Source organism: Shewanella kaireitica, assembly GCF_023284045.1.
GTDB classification, from domain to species: domain Bacteria; phylum Pseudomonadota; class Gammaproteobacteria; order Enterobacterales; family Shewanellaceae; genus Shewanella; species Shewanella kaireitica.
The window spans coordinates 83,931-107,555 of record NZ_JAKIKQ010000003.1 but is presented as its reverse complement, the minus strand read 5'-3'; the positions used below and the strand labels follow the sequence as shown (position 1 = coordinate 107,555).

20 protein-coding genes and 1 other RNA gene are annotated in these 23,625 nt (G+C 42.1%); 13 read left to right on the top strand and 8 right to left on the bottom strand.

Going from position 1 to position 23,625, the window contains the following annotated elements:
- Positions 1–43: 43 nt before the first annotated feature.
- Positions 44–1,102, bottom strand: a complete 1,059-nt coding sequence (gene pspF / locus L2730_RS05530; protein WP_248973680.1) for a phage shock protein operon transcriptional activator — start codon at positions 1,100–1,102, stop codon at positions 44–46.
- A gap of 177 nt (positions 1,103–1,279) precedes the next feature.
- Here pspF and pspA point away from each other — a divergent pair, with 177 nt between their 5' ends.
- The 6 genes from pspA (at position 1,280) to L2730_RS05500 (ending at position 6,791) form a co-directional block, all read left to right on the top strand.
- On the top strand, positions 1,280–1,963 hold the full coding sequence (pspA, locus tag L2730_RS05525) for a phage shock protein PspA (protein ID WP_248973679.1): 684 nt from the start codon (positions 1,280–1,282) through the stop codon (positions 1,961–1,963).
- A gap of 20 nt (positions 1,964–1,983) precedes the next feature.
- Positions 1,984–2,217, top strand: a complete 234-nt coding sequence (gene pspB / locus L2730_RS05520; RefSeq protein WP_020913303.1) for an envelope stress response membrane protein PspB — start codon at positions 1,984–1,986, stop codon at positions 2,215–2,217.
- 66 nt (positions 2,218–2,283) lie between these two features.
- Positions 2,284–2,679, top strand: coding sequence for an envelope stress response membrane protein PspC (gene pspC, locus L2730_RS05515; protein WP_020913302.1), 396 nt, complete (start codon positions 2,284–2,286; stop codon positions 2,677–2,679).
- A gap of 78 nt (positions 2,680–2,757) precedes the next feature.
- The gene (locus tag L2730_RS05510; protein ID WP_248973678.1) at positions 2,758–4,203 is read left to right on the top strand and encodes a YcjX family GTP-binding protein; all 1,446 of its coding nucleotides are present in this window, start codon (positions 2,758–2,760) and stop codon (positions 4,201–4,203) included.
- Positions 4,200–5,300 carry a TIGR01620 family protein gene (locus tag L2730_RS05505; RefSeq protein WP_248973677.1) on the top strand — a complete coding sequence of 367 codons (1,101 nt, stop codon included), beginning with the start codon at positions 4,200–4,202 and terminating at the stop codon, positions 5,298–5,300. Before L2730_RS05510 ends, L2730_RS05505 begins: the two co-directional genes overlap by 4 nt.
- Before the next feature lie 312 nt (positions 5,301–5,612).
- Entirely contained in the window at positions 5,613–6,791 is a 1,179-nt protein-coding gene (locus L2730_RS05500; protein WP_248973676.1) for a trans-sulfuration enzyme family protein, read from the top strand.
- Between the two features lie 109 nt (positions 6,792–6,900).
- Here the strand turns inward: L2730_RS05500 and L2730_RS05495 are convergent, their stop codons facing one another.
- The gene (locus L2730_RS05495) at positions 6,901–8,295 is read right to left on the bottom strand and encodes an SLC13 family permease (protein WP_248973675.1); all 1,395 of its coding nucleotides are present in this window, start codon (positions 8,293–8,295) and stop codon (positions 6,901–6,903) included.
- A gap of 386 nt (positions 8,296–8,681) precedes the next feature.
- Here L2730_RS05495 and L2730_RS05490 point away from each other — a divergent pair, with 386 nt between their 5' ends.
- Positions 8,682–8,993, top strand: a complete 312-nt coding sequence (locus tag L2730_RS05490; RefSeq protein ID WP_248973674.1) for a ComEA family DNA-binding protein — start codon at positions 8,682–8,684, stop codon at positions 8,991–8,993.
- Positions 8,994–9,178: 185 nt separating this feature from the next.
- An RNA gene (ffs, locus tag L2730_RS05485) (signal recognition particle sRNA small type) lies at positions 9,179–9,275 on the top strand.
- A gap of 165 nt (positions 9,276–9,440) precedes the next feature.
- On the opposite strand, the gene L2730_RS05480 is transcribed toward ffs, so the two are convergent.
- Genes L2730_RS05480 through dinG form a run of 6 tightly spaced genes read right to left on the bottom strand, consistent with a single transcriptional unit; the run spans position 9,441 to position 14,925 of the window.
- Positions 9,441–9,707, bottom strand: a complete 267-nt coding sequence (locus tag L2730_RS05480; protein ID WP_248973673.1) for a late competence development ComFB family protein — start codon at positions 9,705–9,707, stop codon at positions 9,441–9,443.
- Between the two features lie 42 nt (positions 9,708–9,749).
- Positions 9,750–10,670 carry a histone deacetylase family protein gene (locus L2730_RS05475; RefSeq protein WP_248973672.1) on the bottom strand — a complete coding sequence of 307 codons (921 nt, stop codon included), beginning with the start codon at positions 10,668–10,670 and terminating at the stop codon, positions 9,750–9,752.
- A gap of 12 nt (positions 10,671–10,682) precedes the next feature.
- Entirely contained in the window at positions 10,683–11,402 is a 720-nt protein-coding gene (locus L2730_RS05470; protein WP_248973671.1) for a DUF2057 domain-containing protein, read from the bottom strand.
- A 9-nt stretch (positions 11,403–11,411) separates the two neighbouring features.
- On the bottom strand, positions 11,412–12,074 hold the full coding sequence (locus tag L2730_RS05465; RefSeq protein WP_248973670.1) for a primosomal replication protein: 663 nt from the start codon (positions 12,072–12,074) through the stop codon (positions 11,412–11,414).
- Positions 12,071–12,844: a sulfite exporter TauE/SafE family protein gene (locus L2730_RS05460; protein ID WP_020913272.1), complete on the bottom strand. Its 774-nt coding sequence runs from the start codon at positions 12,842–12,844 to the stop codon at positions 12,071–12,073. The genes L2730_RS05465 and L2730_RS05460 overlap by 4 nt, the downstream gene beginning before the upstream one ends.
- An 8-nt stretch (positions 12,845–12,852) precedes the next feature.
- On the bottom strand, positions 12,853–14,925 hold the full coding sequence (dinG, locus tag L2730_RS05455) for an ATP-dependent DNA helicase DinG (protein ID WP_248973969.1): 2,073 nt from the start codon (positions 14,923–14,925) through the stop codon (positions 12,853–12,855).
- Between the two features lie 101 nt (positions 14,926–15,026).
- Between dinG and L2730_RS05450 the strand changes: the two genes are divergently transcribed.
- The 5 genes from L2730_RS05450 to L2730_RS05430 all read left to right on the top strand — a co-directional run bounded on the left by L2730_RS05450 (position 15,027) and on the right by L2730_RS05430 (position 23,486).
- Positions 15,027–17,411, top strand: a complete 2,385-nt coding sequence (locus L2730_RS05450; RefSeq protein ID WP_248973669.1) for a DNA polymerase II — start codon at positions 15,027–15,029, stop codon at positions 17,409–17,411.
- A gap of 232 nt (positions 17,412–17,643) precedes the next feature.
- Entirely contained in the window at positions 17,644–18,867 is a 1,224-nt protein-coding gene (locus tag L2730_RS05445; protein ID WP_248973668.1) for a porin, read from the top strand.
- 1,135 nt (positions 18,868–20,002) lie between these two features.
- Positions 20,003–22,897 (top strand): TonB-dependent receptor domain-containing protein, encoded by a 2,895-nt coding sequence (locus L2730_RS05440; protein WP_248973667.1) that lies wholly within the window; start codon positions 20,003–20,005, stop codon positions 22,895–22,897.
- A gap of 61 nt (positions 22,898–22,958) precedes the next feature.
- Positions 22,959–23,225 (top strand): hypothetical protein, encoded by a 267-nt coding sequence (locus L2730_RS05435; protein ID WP_248973666.1) that lies wholly within the window; start codon positions 22,959–22,961, stop codon positions 23,223–23,225.
- 12 nt (positions 23,226–23,237) lie between these two features.
- The gene (locus L2730_RS05430; protein ID WP_248973665.1) at positions 23,238–23,486 is read left to right on the top strand and encodes a hypothetical protein; all 249 of its coding nucleotides are present in this window, start codon (positions 23,238–23,240) and stop codon (positions 23,484–23,486) included.
- The last annotated feature ends 139 nt before the right edge of the window (positions 23,487–23,625 follow it).

Here is a 23,625-nt window from a genome sequence, read left to right as displayed (position 1 = left end):
AACGTTAACAGACATTTTAACAGTGCCTACAGCGTAACAGCAATTATTTATCCAGTAAGTTGTATTTCTTTAAGATCCCACGAAGCTGGTGGTAGCTCAAACCCAGTAATTCTGCGGTTTTTTTCTGGTTAAACTGACCCGCTTCCAGCGCTTGTTTAAGTAAACTGACTTCACTCTCTTCACAGTGAGTTTTAAAGTCGATTGGGAAGCGAACTGGCTCATTGATGTTGGCACTGCTACTGGGCTCTGTTGCTTTACTGGCAACTGGAGCATCAGCTGTTTGCTGTCTCTCTTTAGTTTTTACCCGCGTAGTGGGTCGATAAGGAGATGCAAATGGATCTAAAATAATGTCATCAATTGCTTTGCCTGTTTCTGCATTGCGATAAACACTGCGCTCAGCTACGTTTTTCAATTCTCGAATATTGCCTGGCCAACGGTACTCCATTAACTGCTGTACAGCACGTGGGCTAAAGCCTTCAAATAGCTCCATTTTTAGTTGTCTCGCCATGCCAACAGCAAAATATTCAGCGAGAGGCATAATATCTTCAGTTCGGTGACGCAGTGGTGGCAAAGTGATGACGTCAAAGGCTAGTCTATCTAACAGATCGGGTCTAAATTCGCCGGCTTCTGCTAATGAGGGCAGATCTTCATTGGCTGCACAAATAAGTCTAACATCGGTTTTAACGGTTTTATTACCGCCAACCCGTTCAAATTCGCCGTATTCTATCACTCTTAACAATTTTTCTTGAATGAGCCCTGAGGTATTGGCCAGTTCATCTAAAAATAGAGTGCCACCATTTGCACGCTCGAATCTGCCTTCATGCTTCTTGTTTGCGCCTGTAAAAGCGCCTGCATCGTGGCCAAACAGTTCGCTTTCGAGTAAATTCTCGCTCAACGATGAGCAGTTAAGCTTGATAAAACTTTCGTCCCAACGCTTTGATAGGTAGTGCAAACGCTCTGCAATGAGTTCTTTGCCCGTGCCTCTCTCACCAATGATTAGCACTGGCTTAGACAAAGGAGCAACTTGAGAAATATGTTCCAGGACCTCTAACAATGCATTAGATTGTCCAATAAGATTATCTTGCTGAAATTGATTACTCACAGTAAGTTTTAGTCTTTCACGCTAATAATTGGTGAAAATAATAATATGATGCTCTGTTTATAAATGAAAGTAAAAGTTAATATTTTGGTTAACTTATTGTATTATAACGAAAATGAAAAAATGGCACGAATGATGAATAGTAATTATCGAAACCAACGTTAATTTAAGGAAAATATTATGGGAATTTTTTCACGCTTTGCAGACATCATAAATTCAAACATCAGCGCATTACTTGATAAAGCTGAAGACCCTGAAAAAATGGTTCGTCTGATCATCCAAGAGATGGAAGATACTCTAGTTGAAGTTCGTTCAACATCAGCGAAAGTACTTGCTGAAAAGAAAGAGATTATTCGTCGAATTGCTAAAGTGCAGCAGCAAGTACAAGATTGGGAAAGCAAAGCTGAACTGGCATTGTCAAAAGATCGTGAAGACCTTGCTAAAGCGGCGCTAATAGAAAAGCAAAAGGCCAATGAGCTTGCTGACACTTTAGCAGCTGAGTTGGTTGTCGTCGAAGAACATATTCTTCGCTTGAAAGATGAAGTTGGCCTATTACAAGAGAAGCTTGTTGATGCCAAAGCACGTCAAAAGACGATTATCATGCGTAAACAAACAGCATCTTCACGTCTTGAGGTTAAAAAACAGCTAGATTCAAGTAAGATTGATAACGCGATGAGTAAGTTTGAACAGTATGAACGTCGCGTGGAAGGCTTAGAATCACAAGTTGATGCCTATGACCTTGGCAACAAGAAAACCCTTAACGATGAGTTCGCCGCATTGGAAGCAGAAGATTCTGTAAACGATGAGCTTGAAGCCATGAAAGCTAAAATGAAGGCTAGCAAGAGCAAAACAAAAGCTAAATAACAACGGAGCAGAGGTGAGTTATGGACATGGATATTTTGATCGCCCCAATTATTATTTTTATGATTGTCGTGGCTCCGATTTGGTTAATACTGCATTACCGCAGTAAACGACAAGTGAGTCAGGGGCTTACCGATGAAGAGTTTGGCCAGTTAAACGAACTTATTGCTAAAGCTGACAAAATGTCACAACGAATTGAAACCCTTGAGGCAATCTTGGACAGTGAGGCACCACAGTGGAGGGGGCGAGATGAATAGATCACAAGGTTTTGCCACTGAGGTAAATAAATTCAATTTGGTGATTAAATAAAGGAGGAGTTAGACATGAGTGAAGGCACAAGCAGAACTTTATATCGAATTCCTCAATCAGGTAAAATAGCGGGAGTATGCGCAGGGATTGCAGATTACTTCAATTTTGAAACATGGTTAGTCAGAGTGCTTGCAGCCTCTATCTTTTTACTTGGTGGCTCCGGAATTGTATTGATTATCTATGTTTTGCTTTGGATGATTTTAGATATCAAACCAGGCACAGATAAGAACAAGTCGAGCCATAAAGAGATAGAAGTAAAAAAGAAAGTTTGGCAATCAGGTGAACCAGCTAAGATGGCATTAAGGGATGTGAATAGCCAATTTAGAGCACTGGAGCTTAGATTACAAAGTTTAGAGCGACATGTAACTTCTGATAATTACGATCTTAAAAACGAAATCAATAACCTATAGTTCGAAGCAGGGCAGCACATACAAGTATATACCCGTATACTGCCCTAGAACTCCCCTCAACAGGTTCGAATTCTGCCTATGGCAAGTATCAAACGTTCTCTTAAAAAACTAAGTAAAAATACTCAAGCGCTAGCCCTGCGAACTACCGATAAACATTTACGCTTAGCGGTAACGGGTCTTGCTGGCGCAGGTAAGACCGCTTTTATCACCGGGCTGGTTAATCAACTATTACACAGCGGCATTACAGAGGGGAACAGTCAGTTACCTTTGTGGCGGGTTGCTAGAGACAGTCGTCTTTTTGGTGTTAAACGAGATTTACAACCTGATCTGACCATTCCAAGTTTTAACTATGAAAGCGCGATTAGCGCGATCAGCAATGAGCCATCATCATGGCCGCAATCAACCCGCAATATCAGTGAACTTAGGCTAGCCATTAAGTACCGCCCGGCAAAAGGATTGCTGTCAAAGCTAACTGATAGTGCCACTTTGTATTTGGATATTGTTGATTACCCCGGTGAGTGGTTGCTTGACTTGCCAATGTTAAAACAGAATTTTCAACAGTGGTCAGAGTCGCAGCTTGAGCGAGTATCAATATTTGAGTGTTCAAGCTACTTTAGCGACTTTATAGAAGTCCTCAATAGCATTGAATTAGCAGCCGTTGCTGATGAAGCAAAGCTACAACAAATTACTGATAGTTATCAAAAGCTATTGCTCGATTGCGTTGAGCAGCATGGATTTTACTATGCTCAACCAGGGCGACTGCTGCTGCCTGGAGAGCTCGAAGGTACGCCTGTACTGGCGCTTTTCCCATTGATAAATGTCAGCACTGAGCAGTTCTCTATACTTGAAAAAACTGAATCAAATAGCTTTTATAATACGTTGAAACAGCGATACGCTGAATACGTCTCTCGCGTAGTGAAGCCTTTTTATCATGACTACTTCGCAAAATTTGATAGGCAGTTAGTATTGGTCGACTGCTTTACGCCGTTAAATCGTGGTAAGCAGCAGTTTGACGATATGACAAATGCACTTCAAGCGGTGATGGAAAGCTTTCAATTTGGCCAATCAAGTTTATTAAAGCGTCTATTTTCTCCCAAAATTGATAAATTGCTGTTTGCCGCAAGCAAAATTGATCATGTCACCCGCGATCAACAGGGTAATGTTTTGTCTTTGCTTAGTCAGCTGGTGCAACAAAGTCAGCAACATGCCAAATTTGAGGGCTGTGAGGTTGAGACTATGGCTATCAGTGCCATTAAGTCGACGACCCACGGTATGGTAAAACAAAATGGCCGTGACGTTGAAGTTGTAAAAGGAATCGATCTTGATAATCGTGAAGTGGTTACGCTGTTTCCTGGAGAAGTGCCTAAATCTCTTCCTTCAGCAGACTTTTGGCAGCAGCAAGGCTTTGATTTTGTCAGTTTTGCGCCGCGTAAGGTAGCTAGAAAGCAAGGGAATAAGGCTGACTTTGAGCATATTAGGCTCGATCATGTATTGCAGTATCTAGTTGGTGATAAATTAAAGTGAATACAGATAACATTTCAATTAAAAAGCAACAGCGATTCGAATCCGTTGATGAAGATACAGTATTGGACATTGCGCCGGCATCTAGCTTTTCGACGAATGAAGAATTTGTCGAAATTGAGTCACTATCAGAGCAAGAGTTAGAAACTAAGTTAGATGAGCACTTTGATCATGTCGAACAGCTTAATGATGGCCTTTCTTCAACGCAACAAACAAAGCGTGGTTGGTTAGGCAGAGCCTGTCTACTTGGTGTGTTAGCTATTGCAACCGTTGAGACGAGCCTCGGTTTATATGATGCATTTGTCCAAAGCTCATGGTTGTTTACTTTGTACGCCGTTGTGGCAACACTGGTGGTATCTTGGGCACTAAAAGTCAGCGTTACTGAATGGCGTAAACTAAAAAGGCTTAAAAAGGTTGAGGAAACCCAGGCAACAGGCATGCGATTACTCAACAGTATGCAGATGGGAGAAGCCGATCTCTTTATCGATAAGTTATTAGCGCAGTTACCCAATAACTCACACCGTGAGCGCTATTTGCAGCAAGTGAGTGTCGAGCATAACGACGCTGAGAAGCTGGTGTTATTTGAAGCTTGTGTGCTGGTCGATAGAGATCTACAGGCTAAAAAAATAGTGAGACGTTTTGCACAAGAATCAGCGCTGTTGCTGGCTGCTAGCCCATTAGCTGTGCTTGATATGGCAATTATTCTTTGGCGTAACCAAAGCATGATTAACCAACTCGCTCAATGTTATGGCATTGAACTAGGGTATTGGAGTCGTATTAAGCTCATTCGTGGCATTATTGGCAATATTATCTACGCGGGTACCAGTGAAATCGTCACCGATTTGGGTACTCAACTGTTGTCAGTTGAAATGTCGGGGAAGCTGTCTGCACGTTTAGGTCAGGGACTAGGTGGAGGGCTGTTGACAGCACGTTTAGGCTATCAAGCGATGGCGCTCTGTCGGCCACTTGAGTTTAATGAACAGACAAAACCTAAGTTAAAAGGGATCCATAAAGAGCTATTATTGGATTTAAAAGAGTTAACCTCTGTGGTCATGGGCAAAACAGCCAAGAAGGAAAAGCAAGAAGTTGAAGACAGATAGCAAGTTTTGACCGACTGCTGTGCCTTATAGATAAACACATGCCGCCCTCACGTAACATTTATTTTACAAGCCGCAAGATATTAATCTTCACTCAATAGTATTTAATTACCTTGGACTAGTCCAAGGTAATTATCTAAAACACGTGTAATTTGAGCTCAAAGTCATCGGCCATTAATGGCCTAATGAAATGAGCTACATCGTAGCCAGCTATGCAGTTCTAATTGTTACTTATTGATTTAGTTGGCACCAGGCAGATGCAAACAACAACTATTAAATCGCATCAGCTCAACAAGCATTGAGTGGGAGATTGAAATGCAGGACAAGTGGCAGCAAGCAACGCAGGTTATTCATGCTGGGCATATATCTAATGAACATGGTGCGCTGGTTACACCGCTATGCCAAAGTGCAACTTTTGTGTTTGACAGTGCAGAGCAGGGCGGGGCTAGATTTGCCGGGGAGGAACCAGGCTTTATTTATACTCGCTTAGGTAATCCGACTACCGCTGAGCTCGAACGCAAAATCGCAGCACTCGAGGGCAGTGATTGTGCTGCGGCGACCGCATCAGGGATGGCGGCGGTTTCGGCCGCATTATTGGCAAATTTAAGGAGTGGCGATCACCTCATTGCTTCTAATGCTGTCTACGGCTGTACGTTTGCGTTGATGAACTCACAGCTCGCCAAATTTGGTATAGAGGTGAGTTTAGTCGATTTTAGTCATCTCGATGAAATAGAAGTGGCTATCAAACCCAATACAAAAGTCATATTTTGTGAAACCCCTGTTAATCCTCATCTAAAGGTGTTCAATCTTGATGCCATTGCTCGGATAGCAAAAGCACATAAGCTGGTTAGTGTGGTTGATAACACGTTTATGACCCCGTTGCTGCAACAACCAATAAAACACGGTATTGATATTGTGATCCATAGTGCTACTAAGTACCTCAATGGACATGGCGATGTGATTGCGGGAGTAGTGTGTGCAAGCCGTGAGCAGATGGACGTGATTAAGTATGAAGTGCTTAAAGACATTGGTGGGGTTATTTCTCCTCACGATGCTTGGCTCATCCTACGTGGGCTTAAAACTCTCGATGTCAGATTACAGCGCCACTGTGATAGCGCTGAACGTGTGGCAGAGTTTTTAGAGGGGCATGTTAACGTATCAAAGGTTTATTACCCTGGACTAAAAAGTCACAGTGGAAATGCGCTTATTGGGCATCAAATGAAACGAGCAGGTGGCGTAATAGCCTTTGAACTAGATGCGGATCTGCAAGCTTCTATTAAGTTTATAAACCAGTTAGAGCTGTTCTCTATTGCCGTGAGCCTAGGAGATGCTGAGTCATTAATTCAGCATCCTGCATCAATGACACACTCACCTTATACGCCCGATGAAAGAGCGAAGGCGGGAATTACGGACAACCTATTGCGGATTTCAATCGGATTGGAAGCCGTTGAAGATATCATTTCCGCGCTCGATAAAGGATTAGCTGCGTTATAATTTGCAGTCATTCAAGCAGTAAAGCCGCTGTAAGTGTTCACTTACAGCGGCTTTACTGACTCAATCAAATTGCTTTATTAGTTAAACGCTAGAATTGACCTCGGAAGCGCTAAATATTCCAGAAGGTGTGCGCAATAATGTAAAGCGCAAACATACTAATGAAGTTAATAATAACGCCTGCTCGCATCATCTCGGACTGCTTAATGTAGCCTGAGCCATAAACGATGGCGTTGGGCGGTGTGGCGACTGGTAGCATAAATGCACAAGAAGCAGCAATACCGATGAGGACTGACAGCATCACAGGTGATAGTCCCAGCGCTTCTGCTATAGCGGCAAACACGGGGACTAAAAGTGCTGCGCTAGCGGTATTGCTGGCAAATTCGGTCAGCATGACAACAAATGCTATTACAGCAAAAATAAATAGTGCCATGTGAGCATTACCAAATATATCGGTAACCCAATGGGCCAAAAATACACTCGTCCCAGTAGCTTTAAGTACAGCGCTTAACGTGAGGCCACCGCCAAATAGAATTAATACACCCCAATCGGTCGTTGACTCAATTTTTTTCCATTGCACTAATCCAAGTCCCGCGAGGGTCACAACAGCGCTAAGCGCCACAACTGTATCAAACTTAGAGATGCCGCCCAACGCCTGTGAAAGCGGCTTACTAAATATCCAGCAACAAACTGTTGTGATGAATATAAGTAGTGTCAATTTACCTTGGAAAGTTAGTGATTGCTTTTCAGCTTTTACTTCGCAGATCATCGACAGATCGGGCTTTAAATATAAGTAAAGACCCACTAACATCAACGGCAGCATGATAGCGACAGTGATTAAACCGAACTCTAGCCAATCACTAAAAGATAAACCGACTTGAGCTGCAGCAATCGCATTCGGTGGGCTACCCACTAATGTACCAATACCACCAATGTTTGCAGAATAAGCAATACCGAGAAGTAAAAACAGATAGGTACTCTTATGTTTAGTTATGTCTATCTGATGCAAAATCCCAAGTGCAAGAGGCAGCATCATTGCAGTGGTAGCAGTGTTGCTTATCCACATCGACAGTAGTGCTGTGATCCCAAATAGCATGACACAGGCTACAGATAACCGGCCTTTAGATGCCATGAGTACTTTCTGGGCAATCAGTCGGTCTATCCCTTGATGATTCAAGGCCGCAGCCAATACGAATCCACCAAAGAAAAGATAGATGATGGGGTTGGCAAAATGGCTCATCGCAGCTTGTGTTTCAAACACGCCAAAGAGCACCGCGAGTATCGGGATCATAATCGCGGTAATACTGATGTGTATTGCTTCTGTTAGCCACAATATGGCGGCAAAGGTCAGCAAAGCGAGTCCAGTATTAACTCCCTGTTCAAAAGGGAGAAAACTATACATCAGGAAAAGCAATACTATATCTGCGGCTAGTATTATTAGCTTTTTCTGTTGAGCAGTAATACTACTGCTGATCGGATTGGGTGCTTCTGTAGAGTCTAATGACATTTGTCAGTCCATTATTATTGTCGATTGAAACACTCTAGAGCAGTCGTGATTAACTTCAAAATGAGTTGAGTTGTTATTATCTAACAAAACTGAAGCGCAACTAAAGTGATGCAGAGCTCATAAAGTGGCTAAGTTTGAGGTGTGTTTGTAAAGTGTGTTTGCGACTTACAAATTTATCCGTCAAACGGAATCGATTTGAATACTTAGTTAGAATAATTGAAAGTTCATTTGTAAGGTTGTTTTGTGATCTTGATCGCTGCGTAAAACTTTAGCGTGAGATGTTGGTCGGTTTGTGGCGTATTTCGTGGGTGTGATCTACATTTTGCAACGTAACCAAGGAGACGGAGTGAGGTTACTAACTAATGGAACATACAAGGATACAGTCAATGAATAAGAAATTAATACCCGCTTTATTACTTACTAGCCTTATGTCATTTTCATCTGCACAAGCAGCCGTTGATAACGTTGCTGCCGAAACTAATAAAGTATCTACTCAAAAGAGTGCTCAGATTATTAGTATTAACTCTGCCAGTGCTGCTCAATTATCGGCCTTGAAAGGTGTTGGTGATTCAAAAGCGAAAGCAATAGTGGACTACCGAACGACACATGGTAAGTTTGGCTCAATCAGTGACCTATCAAATGTAAAAGGTATCGGAGAAAAGTTGATAGAGCAAAATAAGGCAGTGTTGAGCCTGTAGTGATATCGTTTTACTCAGGCAATTAAGGATAAATAAGCCTTCTATTGAAGGCTTTTGTCTATAGAATCAGCGATTGAACCAAAAGTAGCGGCTGAAACTCGATAATGACTTGCTTGGAGTCGATACATGGTAGATAATGCTGCCGTTCTTGAGAGCAACTGCTTTCAACGAAATCAGTGGTGACCCTAGGGTCCCCCCGCAATGATAACTTGTGAACTCGGCCAGGCCTGGAAGGGAGCAACCGCAGCAAGTGACTCATGTGCCGGGGTGTGGCTCTAGGGAAACCTCCAAATCCTTTCTACTTCTAACTTTCCTGGTTATTACCCTTATAAATCTTATAATTTTTGTGAATAATACCAATATTAACAGTGACTCATGTGATTGTTAACCAATGTGGTGTGGCTCTAGGGAAACCTGCAAATATTCTGTAAGCTTCCCATTATTGTGTTAAGCCTCTTTTTTCTGATTTGCCTTCAAAAATGCTCTAGATTCTTCCAATGCTTGTTGGATCTCCGACTTCATTTTGGTTAGCTCGGCATAATCTTCAAAAAAGTAGGTATCAACTAAGTGTCGAATATATCGAGTCGGTAATTTATTCAGTGTAATGCAGCATAGATCTGCAAGATAATCTGCAGGTAACTCATCTAACAAGCCTTCGTCTGAAAGCATCTCAAGTAAAAGAACTTCATAGTAATTTCTAATGTCCAATTGCATATACCTCTCCCTGAATCATTTTTAATGATCAAATCTATAAATCTATTTATTAAGGTCATTGCTAAAAACGGTATTAGCAGCTAAAAACAGCTGGCTATGTCGAATGTTGAGTTGGTGTTGTTCATTACTGTATCCCCCTCCAATCACACAAGCAATGGGTATTTTGGCTGAATACGCTTGCTGTATTACCGACTTGTCGCGGGCATAAATACCTTCAGTGCTGATATTAAGGTAGCCGAGGTTGTCATCAGTATGAATATCGACACCGGCATCGTAAATAATGAGATCGGGCTGATGTAGGCGAATAAGGTAGTTAAGAGTTTGACTTACAGTTTCCAAGTAGTATTTATCAGCAGTACCGCGAGGAAGTTCTATATCGTAATCTGATTGCTGCTTACGTGCGGGGAAATTATGTTGGCAATGAATAGAGCAAGTGATGATGCTATTAAAAGTGGCTGCGGTTGTCGCGGTGCCGTCGCCCTGGTGCACATCACAGTCAAAAATGAGTACCTTGTCTATGTCTGGATACTTTAAAGCTTGTTGAGCTGCATAGGTTAAATCATTGAAAATACAAAAACCGCTGCCAAATTGATGATGGGCGTGATGGTAGCCTCCACTTAAATGGATGGCGCAGCCATATTCTATGGCTTTTCTGCAGGTTAATTCAGTACCCGCGACAGAGCGCAGTGTTCTTTCTAATAAGGACTTGCTCCAGGGAAACCCAATGCGTCGCATTAATTTAGCATCAAGTGTGCCATTGATGAAGTGACTTACGTAGTTGCTGCAGTGTGTTTCAGTTAATGCTTGTTGTGTGACCGCTTGTGCAGCGAAAAATTGCGATTGCTTCGCAATGCCTTGCTGTAACAGATACTGGTATAGATAAAGATATTTAGTTGCAGGAAAACGGTGTTTGGAGGGTAACGCCAGCTTGGAATAGCTGGCGTGATAGATGAGTGGCAGCATGCTTTAAAAAACTTAAAGCTGTTTGATAGCCCAACTCATAAACTCTTTACGTGTTTTCTCATCTGCGTGTAACCACCAGTACTGTAGCATCTGTTCGGCCTTTGCAGCGTCATCAGCTGTAGTGACCGTTCTATTCGCTGTAGCAGCTGTCGCTGTGACTGCGGTTGCTGCAACAGCTGGTGAAGCTTTACTTACTGGCGCTACTGGCGTTGAAGATGCCGTAGCTGCACTTGCTGCAGCCCCCGTTGCAACTGCCGCTTCGACATCAATATCAGTCGCGGTATTGCCGCTAAACAGGCGAGATACAAATGACTCTTCTGTAATATTAGTCTGCTTTACTTGGTAGTTTACATTGCCATTATCGTTACGAGTGATAACCACTTGAGGCGATTTAGCAAACTTTTTTGGGTGCTTAACAAAATCGCCATCTGCTGGTTTCATCTGATATTCATAATCACCATCAACTTTAAGCGTGATGATAAACGGAGATGACTTAACATTGGTTTCGCTGTCGCTAAAGTCGTCTTCGACAAGATCGTTATAACGAATGGCAATTTTGTGGGTGCCGTTGTCCAATTCAAGCTCAGATTTGTGGTTAAACAAACTGGTTTCAACTTCTTTTCCATCAAGCGCAATATACTCAAATGCCATAGGAATATTTAAATTTGCAGCAAATGCCGCAGAAGAACCACATAAAGCGAGAATAGCGGTGATGGGTAGTAGCGGTTTCATTGTTGCTCCTTAACGATTTTGGCTCTTGAAAGGTCGCTCAAATAATTGGATACGATCTTCAATATAGCTAGTAGCTTGCCGACACTTGCCGAGGCGAGAGTGTTGAGCAAGGATCTCATTCTGTAGCTTGATTTTGTCAGCACTATGACAGTTTTCAAGAGAAGATTGCAAATTTTCAATTTTTTGTTCAATAATTTTAGCCCAGTTCAAATGTTTGTTAAGTTCTTCATACAGTTGATGGCTGTTTTGCATGACATTTGATGCTATCCAGCTAAATCCACTTTGTTGGTGAGCCTTCGCCCCCCGCTTAATTGCATGTGCTCGGCGGGTACGCTTTTGTTGCTCTAGCGACTTAATGTTGATATTGGTGGTTGCCAGCGCGCGGCGCACTGCACTAAACCTGTCTTGGATCTTCTCACAGCTAGAGATAATGGTAGGATGTGAGCGCTTTGCAGCAAGGAGCTGTTGCAGTTGGGCTATATTTTTAGATAGCTGATCGATACATGGTTTGAGCTGAGCGCCTTCTTGTATAAAGAGCTCATTATTAAAGCGCTCAACATCTTGCATCATTTTACGCTGCCCTTGCGGCAATTGTGCATCGTGCTGCAATACATCTTGTTCTAACTGTTTTAGCTGCTGCTTGAGTTTATTGATGAGTTCATTGGTATTCATACCCAGGCACTCCAAGCTAACTGGGCAGCAATAAGTAAAATCATGGTGACGAAAATAGGCCTAATAAAAGGGAGGCCAAACTTAATGGCAGAATGCGCGCCAATATAAGCACCAATCATCATACATACTCCCATTGCTAGGCCAATACTTATATTGACTTGTCCCATCACAAAAAAGATGATGAGTGACGTTAAGTTACTGGTAAAGGTCATCGCTCGAGCAAGCCCTAAGCTATAAAGCAAAGGCAGTTTGTGCATCCCGGTACTGGTTACTGTCCAAAACGCACCAATACCCGGCCCGGCAAACCCGTCGTAGAAACCAAGTGGCAGACCTTGTAGCCACTGCTTAAACCTACTTTTGGGTTTCACTGGAATGTCACAGTTTTTGCAACCCATGGCATTGGGCTGAAAAAGAGTATAGATAGCAATAGCAATAATTATTAGCGGTAACCACTTTTCTAGCCATCGGTTATCGATTATCGAAACAATAAAGGTACCGATAACTGCGCCGATAAAAGTGGCTATAAATGTGTGATACCACAAGCTAGGAGAGAATAGCCGTTGCTTATAATAAGTGTATGCAGCCATTGATGAGCCAAAGCACGCTGCCAGCTTATTGGTAGCCAGTGCCATGTGAGGAGGTACTCCCATGGTAAGCAAAGCCGGTATTGATAGTAGTCCTCCGCCGCCAGCAACCGCGTCGATAAACCCTGCAATTAACCCTATCAATGCCAGTAAAGCCCAGCTACTCGGGTCTAGTATTAAGTCCAATCGTTGTCCTATTCAATAACACGTCGAAAAGGTGGTAGGGCATCTAATAAAGATTTTCCATAACGCTTGGTCACTAAGCGTCTATCTAAAATAGAAATTCGGCCATAATCCTGTTCTTTTCGGAGTAATCTACCACAACTTTGTACCAGTTTGCGCGACGCATCTGGGATTGTGAGTTGCAAAAAGGGATTTCCACCTTTTATTTTAATATATTCTGAGTGAGCTTGCTCTACAGGGGAGGTCGGCACAGCAAAGGGTAGCTTAGTGATGATGAGATTTGTTAAGTAATCCCCCGGTAGATCGAGTCCCTCTGAAAAACTGCCAGTACCAAAGATAATACTTGGTTTGGTGTCATCACAAAGGGCTTTGTGCTGCTTTAAGATCTCTTGTCTTGGCAAGGTACCTTGGATGAGTAAGCTTGTTTTAATTTTGTTTTCGACCAGATCTGCCACTTTTTCCATCTGCCAGTATGATGCAAAAAGCACTAAGCTTGCCATTTCATCTTCAACAAGCGCGATAATCTGTTTTGCCAGCTCATCGGTATAATTGTCATGGGTTGGCTCCGTGTCCATTTGGGGTAAGAACAAGGTGGCGTTTTGTTCAAAATCAAACGGTGAGTCGAGCGCAAGGTAACGGCTACCATCATTAATAGACAGACCGACTTGATGAGTGAAATGATTAAAATTGTTCAGTGCTCTGAGTGTTGCGCTACAAAGTACAACCCCAGCAGCTTTATCCCAGAGTAAATTCTCAAGCATAAAGCCGACCTCAATTGGTGAAGCACTGAATAAATAATCTGATTGCTTACCTGTCAGCTGTTCTATCCAGCGAGCCATTGGTGCGCCTTTAGGATTATCTTGTTTAGCCATCATCCTCCACAGCTTTTGTAAATTCTCGATTCGCTGCAGCATAAAGCCGGTTTCTGACAGTAATGCCTCCGATTGATGTTTGGGGATATCACCATCTTTTATCGCTTCATTGAGCAGGGCGAGCATTTTATTAAACTGTTTAAGGGCAACATTAGAGGCCGTGGCTAAGTTTTCTGCGAGAATAAGCAGAGCTGGTGGTAATTTACCATGTTCGAAACGAAAGCGATTTTCAGGGTTATCGAATTGCTTAGCTTGGCCATCACAAAAATGGGCAACTTGGTTGAGTAAACCACTGATATCACCGATATGGTCAAGCATTGCTTGCGCAGGGGCAATAATATAATTGCTCTTAATCTGGTTTTGCAGTTTCGAAGTCGTTTTCGTTAGCTTTTCCAGCCAATCGGTGGCACCTCGAATTGTGGCTTGTGCACTACTAAAATCACGAGCAACGATAGGCAGGTGATGTGCTTCATCTATGACATAATAGAGATCTTCTGGATCGGGTAAAATAACACCTCCTCCGAGTTCTAGATCTGCAAACAATAAGCTGTGGTTAGCAATCAGAACATCCCAAGTATCGATATCTTCTCGGGCTTTATGAAACGGGCAGTTTCTATGGCTGGCGAGTTGTTTGTGACAGCTATGTTTATCACAGGCTATTTGCTGCCATAGGTGATCTGGCAGTGGTTTGGTGAGTGTATCGCGCTCACCATTCCAACGGGACTCTTTAAAATCTTTAAGTAGGCCTTCGAGCATATCAACTTGGCTTTGATCGGGCTTTGATTGCCACATTGCCATTTGCGAACTGTTGTCTGGACCAACAAGCATCTCTAGCTTTGATAAACACACATAACGCTGACGGCCTTTGACTAAACCAAAGGTAAAATCCAACCCTGAATGCTGCAGGAAAAAGGGCAAGTCTTTGTGCAGTAACTGCTCTTGCAGTGCCACAGTCGCCGTTGCGATACAGACCTTTTTTTTACTGGCTAATGCCAGTGGGATTGTCCCTAGAATATAGGCCAGTGACTTACCAATACCCGTGCCTGCCTCTACTACTATTATTCGACGCTGTTTATCGTATTCCCCCGCAAGCGTTTTCGAGATCTCCGCGACGATATAGTTCTGTTCTCGCCGAGAGCGAAAGTTGGGCAAAGACGAAGCGATGCCTTTATATATAGTACGGATCTGGGTTTTAACGTCTGCGGATAACATGAATGCACTGGTCCAGTAAATAATGCTGTACATAATAACAGTGATTACATAGCCTAAGAAGAAATAAGTGCTTATTCGTGAATTTAATTGAGTCTATAGCTATGAACCCTACTGTTAGTGCGTCACAGATATTGAAAGGTCGCGTGCTAACTCGTCACGTCACCCAGCAAAAAACGGGGTTAAGTTTAGCATATGTTGTGGCGACCGAATTTGGCCCCGTCATAGTTGAAATTCCGGAGCAAGAGCATGTTTGCTTTATTCGGACAACAGATGAAGGGCTACTCAACGAGCACCGTGAGCTTACTAATATCCGCAGCAAGCGTTTGCCGCTAAGAAACTTCCAACTCGAAAACGTTAGCGCACTTTACTGCAGTGATATAAGGCAGCAACGAAATTTGATTCGAGTTGCTAAAGACCAAGCTATAGAGCTGTATGAGAGTGACATTAGGGCTGAGCATCGATTTCTTATCGAACGCTTTATCGCCTTAGATGTTGAATTTAGTGGTCATTATGTAGAAGCTGAACAAGGTACAGAGCCGCGATTTATCGCTAAAAAAGCTCGACCGGCAGAGCTCGTACAACCTCTAAAAGCTGTTTCGCTTGATTTTGAGTGTAGTTTTTCTGGTGAGCTCTATTCTGTTGGCTTATATGGCCAAACGGAAAATGGTGCCGTATTTGAAAAAGTGATAATGGTAGGGCAGCCTCAAGAGGTTGAGGTTAATTATATTGAGTGGGTTAACAATGAAGTGGCATTGATCCATGAGCTTGTCGCTTGGTTTAAAGAATACGATCCAGACATTATTATCGGTTGGTCTGTAGTGACATTTGATTTAGCCTTGCTATTTCGCCGCGCAAAACATCATGGCATAGCACTGGCCATTGGACGCAATAACCAAAATCTATCTTGGAAAGTCGAAGATAAATTTCGACCTGAGACGCTCTCACTGTATGGCCGAGTTGTGCTTGATGGCATTGATTGGTTAAAAGCTGCTTTTTACCAATTTGATCGCTATTCACTGGAATTTGTTTCGCGAGCATTGCTAGATGAAGGGAAAGCTATCGACAATGTTGTCAATAGAATGGATGAGATTAATGAACTCTTTGCAAATGATAAGCCTGCCTTAGCCCATTACAACCTAACAGACAGCCGATTGGTATGGGACATATTTGAGAAAACCCAGTTGTTTGATTTTGCTATCGAGAGAGCCAAGCTGACCGGCTTGGAACTTGGGCGGGTAGGCGCTTCTGTTGCAGCATTCATGAACCTCTACTTACCGCATTTGCATCGAAGTGGCTATGTTGCGCCAAGCTCGCCTGCAAGTGATGGAATTGAAAGCCCCGGCGGTTATGTGATGGACTCTGTACCAGGACTGTATAAGCATGTCCTAGTGTTAGATTTTAAGAGCCTTTACCCTTCAATTATTCGAACGTTCCTTATTGATCCTAAGGGACTCGTTGAATCTGCAGAGCAAGCTGAAACAGAAACGGTATCAGGTTATTTAGGTGCAAGTTTTAGTCGTAAAACTCCTATATTGCCGCAGTTGATTAAGTACCTTTCTGAGCAAAGAGAGCAGGCCAAAGCCAGCCAGGATGCTCCTTTATCTCAAGCAATTAAAATTATTATGAATTCGTTATACGGGGTGCTCGGCTCTCGTGGCTGTGTATTTCATGATGCCAAGCTTGCAAGCTCTATCACAATGCGTGGCCATGAAATAATGAAACAGACACGCAGCTGGATCGAAGAAGAGGGGTTTGAGGTTATTTATGGCGATACCGATTCAACATTTGTGTGGTTGGGAAATGATTATGACGAACAACAAGTACAAGCGACCGGTAAATCTCTAGCATCAAAAGTTAATCAGCGATGGCGACAAAAGTTAACCAACGACTTTGAACTAGAGAGTTTTCTTGAGTTGGAGTTTGAAACCCATTTTGAACAGTTTTTTATGCCAACGCTCCGCGGCTCTACCGAAGGGTCTAAAAAGCGCTACGTCGGTACCAAACTAACTGTTAAAGGTGAGAAGGAGTTAATTTTTAAAGGGATGGAGCAAGTGAGAAGTGACTGGTCCCCCTTAGCTAGGCGTGTGCAATATGAGCTGTATGAGCGACTGTTCGATCATCAAGATGTAGAGGGCTACATTAAATCCACGATTGAAGCACTAAATCGAGGAGCCTATGACGAGGAGCTGATCTTCGTAAAAAATCTAAGGCGTAACCTTGAAGACTACACTGCAAAGTCTTCTCCACACCTAAAAGCGGCTAGAATACTGTTTGACGCTACCAACGATGAGAGCGTGACGAAAAGAGGAGCCAGAATAGAGTACGTGATGACAACATCAGGCGCAGAACCTGTTTCCCACCAAACATCTCCCATTGATTTTGATTACTACATTAATCGTCAATTAGGGCCCATTGCCGAACCAATACTTTCAATAATGAATAAAAGTTTCAGTCAAGTGACATCAAATCAGATGACGTTAATTTAGATTGAAAGCTATTAATAAGCTGCTGCTTAAATGTTAACAGTTGGTTTAATCCTTTGTGGGTTGTGGTTTCACTAGTTAATTTAGTGCAAAACATGGCTGTATTTGTGATGTTCGTCTTTGAGTGATTGCTAATCTTTTGCTAACCTCGTTTGCAATTAGGATAGAAAGAAAACAACGGAATGGAATAAATATTGATGAAGCAGACTGAACATAATTAAAGGTTAGGCATTACATGAAAAAGACTTTAGTAGCATCGGCTTTGGCCGCAGTGATCTTTGCACCAACAGCATCAGCAATCGAAATTTATAAAGACAGTAAAAACGCAGTTGAAATCGGCGGCTTCATTGATGCTCGAATCATTAACACTCAGGGTGATACTCAAGTCGTAAACGGCGCTTCACGCATTAACTTCGGTTTTACACGTGAAATGAGCGACGGTTGGAAGGCCTACACTAAATTAGAGTGGGGCGTTAACCCATTTGGTAACAGTACTATTGCATACAGCAGTGAAAGTAACTTTGAATCTCAAAGCAGTGACTTTCTTAATAACCGTTTAGGTTATGTTGGTTTAAGCCACGATACTTATGGTTCTATTACCATTGGTAAGCAGTGGGGCGCATGGTATGACGTCGTGTACAACACTAACTACGGTTTTGTTTGGGATGGTAATGCTTCTGGTACTTACACCTACAACAAAGCAGACGGTGCGGTAAATGGTACTGGTCGTGGCGATAAGACTGTTCAATACCGTAATGCATTCGGTGATTTTAGCTTTGCGCTACAAGCACAGTTAAAGCAAGACAGTTTTGATGTAGATGAAGAGCAAGATGGCTCATCACCAATCTTACCAACTGCTAACTTTATGGCTGTTAAAGCGATTGGCACAAATACTGCCGATGCTGTAACAACGGTTGAATACAACTACACCTACGGTGGTGCGGCAACCTATAACGTTACTGACAAGCTTACACTTACTGCTGGTTTTAACTTAGGTGAGTTTGAAGCGACGACTTCAACGGGTCAGCGCTTTACTGAAACTGACTCAATCTATGGTGCTGGTATCACGTGGGGCGACTGGGACGGAGAAGGTTTCTACGGCGCAGCAAACGTCAACAAGCAAGAGTTCCATGATACTGATAACCTAGGTCGCATGCTTCCAGAGGCATGGGGTGTTGAATCACTGTTCTCATACAAGTTCGATAACGGCATCCGTACCTTCGTTTCTTACAACATTTTAGATGCTGGTGACGAGTATGAAGCAGCATATAATGGTGATGTGTTTAAACGCCAGTTTGCAGTAGCAGGTGTTCACTATGTTTGGGATTCAAACACTGTACTTTACTTAGAAGGTCGTAAAGATTTTAGTGACTTCACTAGTGCAGATAAAGCACAGCAAGCAGCTATGGAGATCTCAGAAGACGACGGTATCGCAATTGGTATTCGTTACACGCTGTAACGCTTGAAGACAGTTTAAACTTTAAAAGCCAGTAGCTTATGTTACTGGCTTTTTTGTTTGTGTATCTGATAGGGAAACTCTCTCATTTAGGGAGGAGACCTCCCCCAAGAACTAAAACACTATCAATAAAACCTCATTAACACCGCTCATAGATGAGTACTGAGCGAATTTAGTGCTCAATCAAATTCTATCTAATCTAGATAAGGAATACTGACATCGTCTAAGTAAAAAGCAGCTAGCTTAATTTGCTGTAAACCTCCAATGGAAAAATATCTCTCTATGAATATCATTCTTAATAGCGATATCTAATGCTTGAAGGTTATCTATTCGGGGCAAGCTAGATGAGTTTACAAGCAGTCAAAAGCCAAAGCGAGGTTAAACAGATATAGATTGATTTATATGGCGCAGTAAAGCCATTTTCCTGCTTATCAGTTTAGATAGACTGTAGATATTGACTGATACGAATGTACAAAAGGGTAAATATTAACCATTTAATAATTTTTTTAAAAAAGATTATCTAATTTTACTTTTAATGCAGCTAGTAATGCTATTAATTCTTATTAAACATTGCTTTAGCGTGAATAGTTTGAGCGTTCGTGATGAAGATTCTGTTGTAATGAAGACTTTACAATAGAACCTCTATTTCTCTATGTTCGGCATAATTTTTGGTAATAACAAAGAGTGTGGCCTCATCGAAGAGTTTCAATATTTGGGCTGAAAAAGTTACTCAACTTTGCCACTTTACTCGTCAGTATTAATTACCATAAACAAGATTTAACAGTTATTCATTATTCACTTTTACTTGTTACATCTTATTTTTTTACAATAACTTAACGTTATCAGAGTTTGATTGTACTTTTGCTAAAGTAATTTTTTAGTTTCAGTCTATTCCTCAAACTCAGTTACTTCGGCGCTTTACTCCTGTTCCGATATCACAGTACCTCCGATTCTAATTACTTATACCATTCAATAGCGATCCTAAAAGTAACTCATGATTATCTCTGTCTAGTCATACGTTTGTTGTAAATATGTTTCTAATATGTTTTTATTTGGCTGTAGGTGGTGTTTGTGTAACATTTTGTTAACCACGTTGTCCGCCTCATAAAATAAAAAAGAAAGTCCAGGGAGATTTACAATGTATAAGAATAACTTACTTGCTAACTCAGTGCGCCTCGCATTAGTTAGTGGTGCTATGACCGCAGCTTTTACTGCTCCAGCAGTATTAGCGGCTGAAGAAAGTACAGTAGAACGTATTGAAGTAACTGGTTCACGTATTAAAAGAACTGATATGGAGGGCGCAAACCCTGTAACGACTATTGACGCAGCATCAATCGAAAAGATGAGTGTTAATAACGTCGGTGATCTTCTGCAAAACCTTACTTCATCTGCTGGTGCCGCGACCAATACTCAAACCAACAACGGTGGCGATTCAAGTACTCGATTCTCTCTACGCGGTATTGGTTCAGAACGCACACTCGTATTGATCAATGGTCGTCGTGTTGTTGCGGGCGGCGGCGGTGCAAACTCATCTGTCGATTTGAACACCATTCCAACCGCTATTGTTAAGCGTGTAGAAATTCTAAAAGATGGCGCATCAGCAACCTATGGTTCTGACGCTATTGCTGGTGTTGTAAACATTATTACTAAAGACGATTTTGAAGGTTTCGAGGCAAAACTAAATTATGGTGGTAGTGATAAAGGTGATGCTGTAACTAAGGGTATCGATGTTACATTTGGCGCTGCTAATGATAGAGGTAACGTTGTTGTTGCTTTAGGTTATAGCGACCAGGGCGACGCGTTTATGGGCGACCGAGACTTCTCTGAGTTTGAATTACGTGCTTATGAAGATGGTACAACTCAGGAAGGTGGTTCTTCAGCACCGCCATGGGTAAACGCTAACACTGCAGACGGCCGAGTTACTCGTGGTCCTGAATATGGTGATTGGAGAGCGTATGATGGTAGTACAGATTCATATAACTACAACCCTGTAAACTACCTTCAAACACCGAGCAAGCGTCGTTATGCGTCAATGTTTGCAAACTACACATTAGGTGAATTTGGTTTCTTAGGTGAAGTTAATTCTTTTGCTGAAGCAAGTTATGTGCAGACAACGGGTAATAGACTTATTGCTCCTGAGCCATTAGCACCACTTATCTTCTTTGGTTCACCAGCTCCTTACTCACCAAATAACTACTACAACCAAAAAATGGGACCAAAAGATTCAAACGGTGATGCATATGTCATAGATGACTGGCGTCGACGTATGCTTGAAACTGGTGGTCGTGCGAATGAACGAGATTACAAAACATTCCGTACAGCAGTTGGATTTAACGGTGCACTCAACAATGGCTGGGATTGGGAACTTTCATACGTTTGGGGCCAAAGTGACTCAGTTGAAAAAGCTGCTGGTTACTTCAACCTAGATCGTGTAGCTGAAGCAGTTGGACCTACGGGCTGGTTAGATGCGAACGGAAACTTAATTGTTGATGGTAATGGCGATGCTATTGTCGATGCTAGTGGTTCACAGCTTGTTTGTCTAAATGATGAAGGTGCCGCTATTGACGGATGTGTTCCATTAAACATCTTTGGAACTCCAGGTTCTGCGGATGAAATCTCGCCTGAAATGCTGCAATATATTTCTGGTGATTACAACACAACAGAAACAGGTCAAAATAAGCAAGAAGTACTTTCGGCAATTATTTCTGGTGATTTATTTGACTTACCTGCTGGCTCAGTAGGTTTCGCAGCAGGTTGGGAAAGCAGAACTGAATCTGGTTCATATACGCCTGACTCTCTGATTCTTCAAGGTATTACTACTGCAGGTTCTGCGGTTGGTACAAGTGGCGGATATGACGTACAAGAATTCTTTGGTGAATTAATTGTTCCAATTTTATCTGAAGCTCCTATGGCTCACTTGCTAGACTTTGAAGCGGCAATTCGTTACTCGGATTACAGCACATTTGGTACAAATACTAGTGGTAAGCTGGGTGTGAAATGGATGCCAGTAGAATCACTAATGGTTCGTGCTACTTTGTCGGAAGCTTTCCGAGCGCCTACGACTTCAGATCTATATGGTGGAGCATCAGTCGGTTTCCCTGAAGCGATCGACCCATGTGATGGTAATTTCTATACCGATGCTGAATACGCTGCAATAAAAGCGTCTCCAAATTGGGCTAACTGTACTGCAACTGGCGTGCCTGCAAATGGATACGATTCAGGTGGCGTAGAGCAGATCCCAACTAATGGCGGTGGTTCAGACAACTGGGGTGGCACACAAGATTTGACACCAGAAACTGCTGATGTATTTACTGCTGGTGTTGTATTTAACCCTGACTTCATTGAAAACTTCTCGATGAGTGTTGACTACTGGAAAATTGAGCTAGAAAACGCAATTTCTACTGTAGGTACTCAGACTCGTTTAGATGGTTGTTTTGAATCAGCTGAATACTGTGACTCGATTACTCGTTTCGGTGCTGATAGCGCGGCAGCTGGTGGTATTATAACAGTTGATAACTACACAGTTAACGTTGGTGGTATTAATACTTCTGGTATCGATTACGACCTTCGTTATACATTTGAGTCAGGATTTGGTGATTGGGGTCTAGGTTTAGACGGTACATACTTGCTTGAATATGATAAGTTCCTTGCAGACGGTTCAGTGATTGATCATGTGGGCCGTTTCGAAGGAAATCATGATGGTATGTTTGCAGAGTTAAAGACTAACTTTACCATTAATTGGTCAATTTCTGATTTTGATACATCTCTAATTACTCGTTATATTAGCGGTGTAACCGAAACTGAAGCAGGCTGGTGGACAGATCCATTTGAAAGAGATGTTGACTCAAATATTGTTGTAGATTTCCAAACTAACTACAACGTTTCTGAGCACTTAGTGCTAACAGCTGGTGTTGATAACTTATTTGATGAGCAACCACCATTTGTTTACTCAGCATTTGGTGCCAACACTGACGTTTCTACTTATGATGTTATCGGACGTACTATCTATGTACGTGCAGGTATTCGATTCTAAAGTTGAACCAAATATAAGGGCGCATTTGCGCCCTTTTTTATTTTAGACCAAGGAGCGGTTTATGAGATATACAGTAATGTTCTTATCACTTTTACTCATTGGATGTGAGTCCTCTCAAGATATGTTTAAGAATCAAAATGAAGAGGGGCAAATCGTTGATTCCGGCATACGCTGTGAAATGATGGCGAGAACGGGTTCCAATAGAAAAATGAAAGTATGTAGAACAGTGGAGCAGATTAAGAAGGACGAAAAAGAAGCTTATTCTTCACTTAATCGTAAGCAAAGAACAGGTTACACAATTCCTAGGGAAGGTGGGTTGCCTAATTAAGAGGGAGTTTACATGCGAAAAATAATTATATTATTCGTCTTTGTTTTAAGCGGATGCGAGTCTTCGCAAGATATGTTTAAAACTCAGAGTGATGAAGGTTCCACCGTCGATGCTGGAGTAAGGTGTGAAATGATGGCTAGGACCGGAACAAATAGAAAAACTAAAGTCTGTAGGACTATTGAGCAAATAGAGAAAGATAAAGAATCTGCAGAACGTTCTTTGCAAAGAATGCAAAAGACTGGCGGTACAGTTGGTAGTTAGTCTTTTCTTTTTAAATACATGCCTATTTTAACGATACACTCTGTTTATTTGTTTTAAATGGGCAATTTACCCTCTTCGCTTTTAACTACAATATACACTTCATATCTCCTCGCATTTTACTACTACAAATTATTTTGTT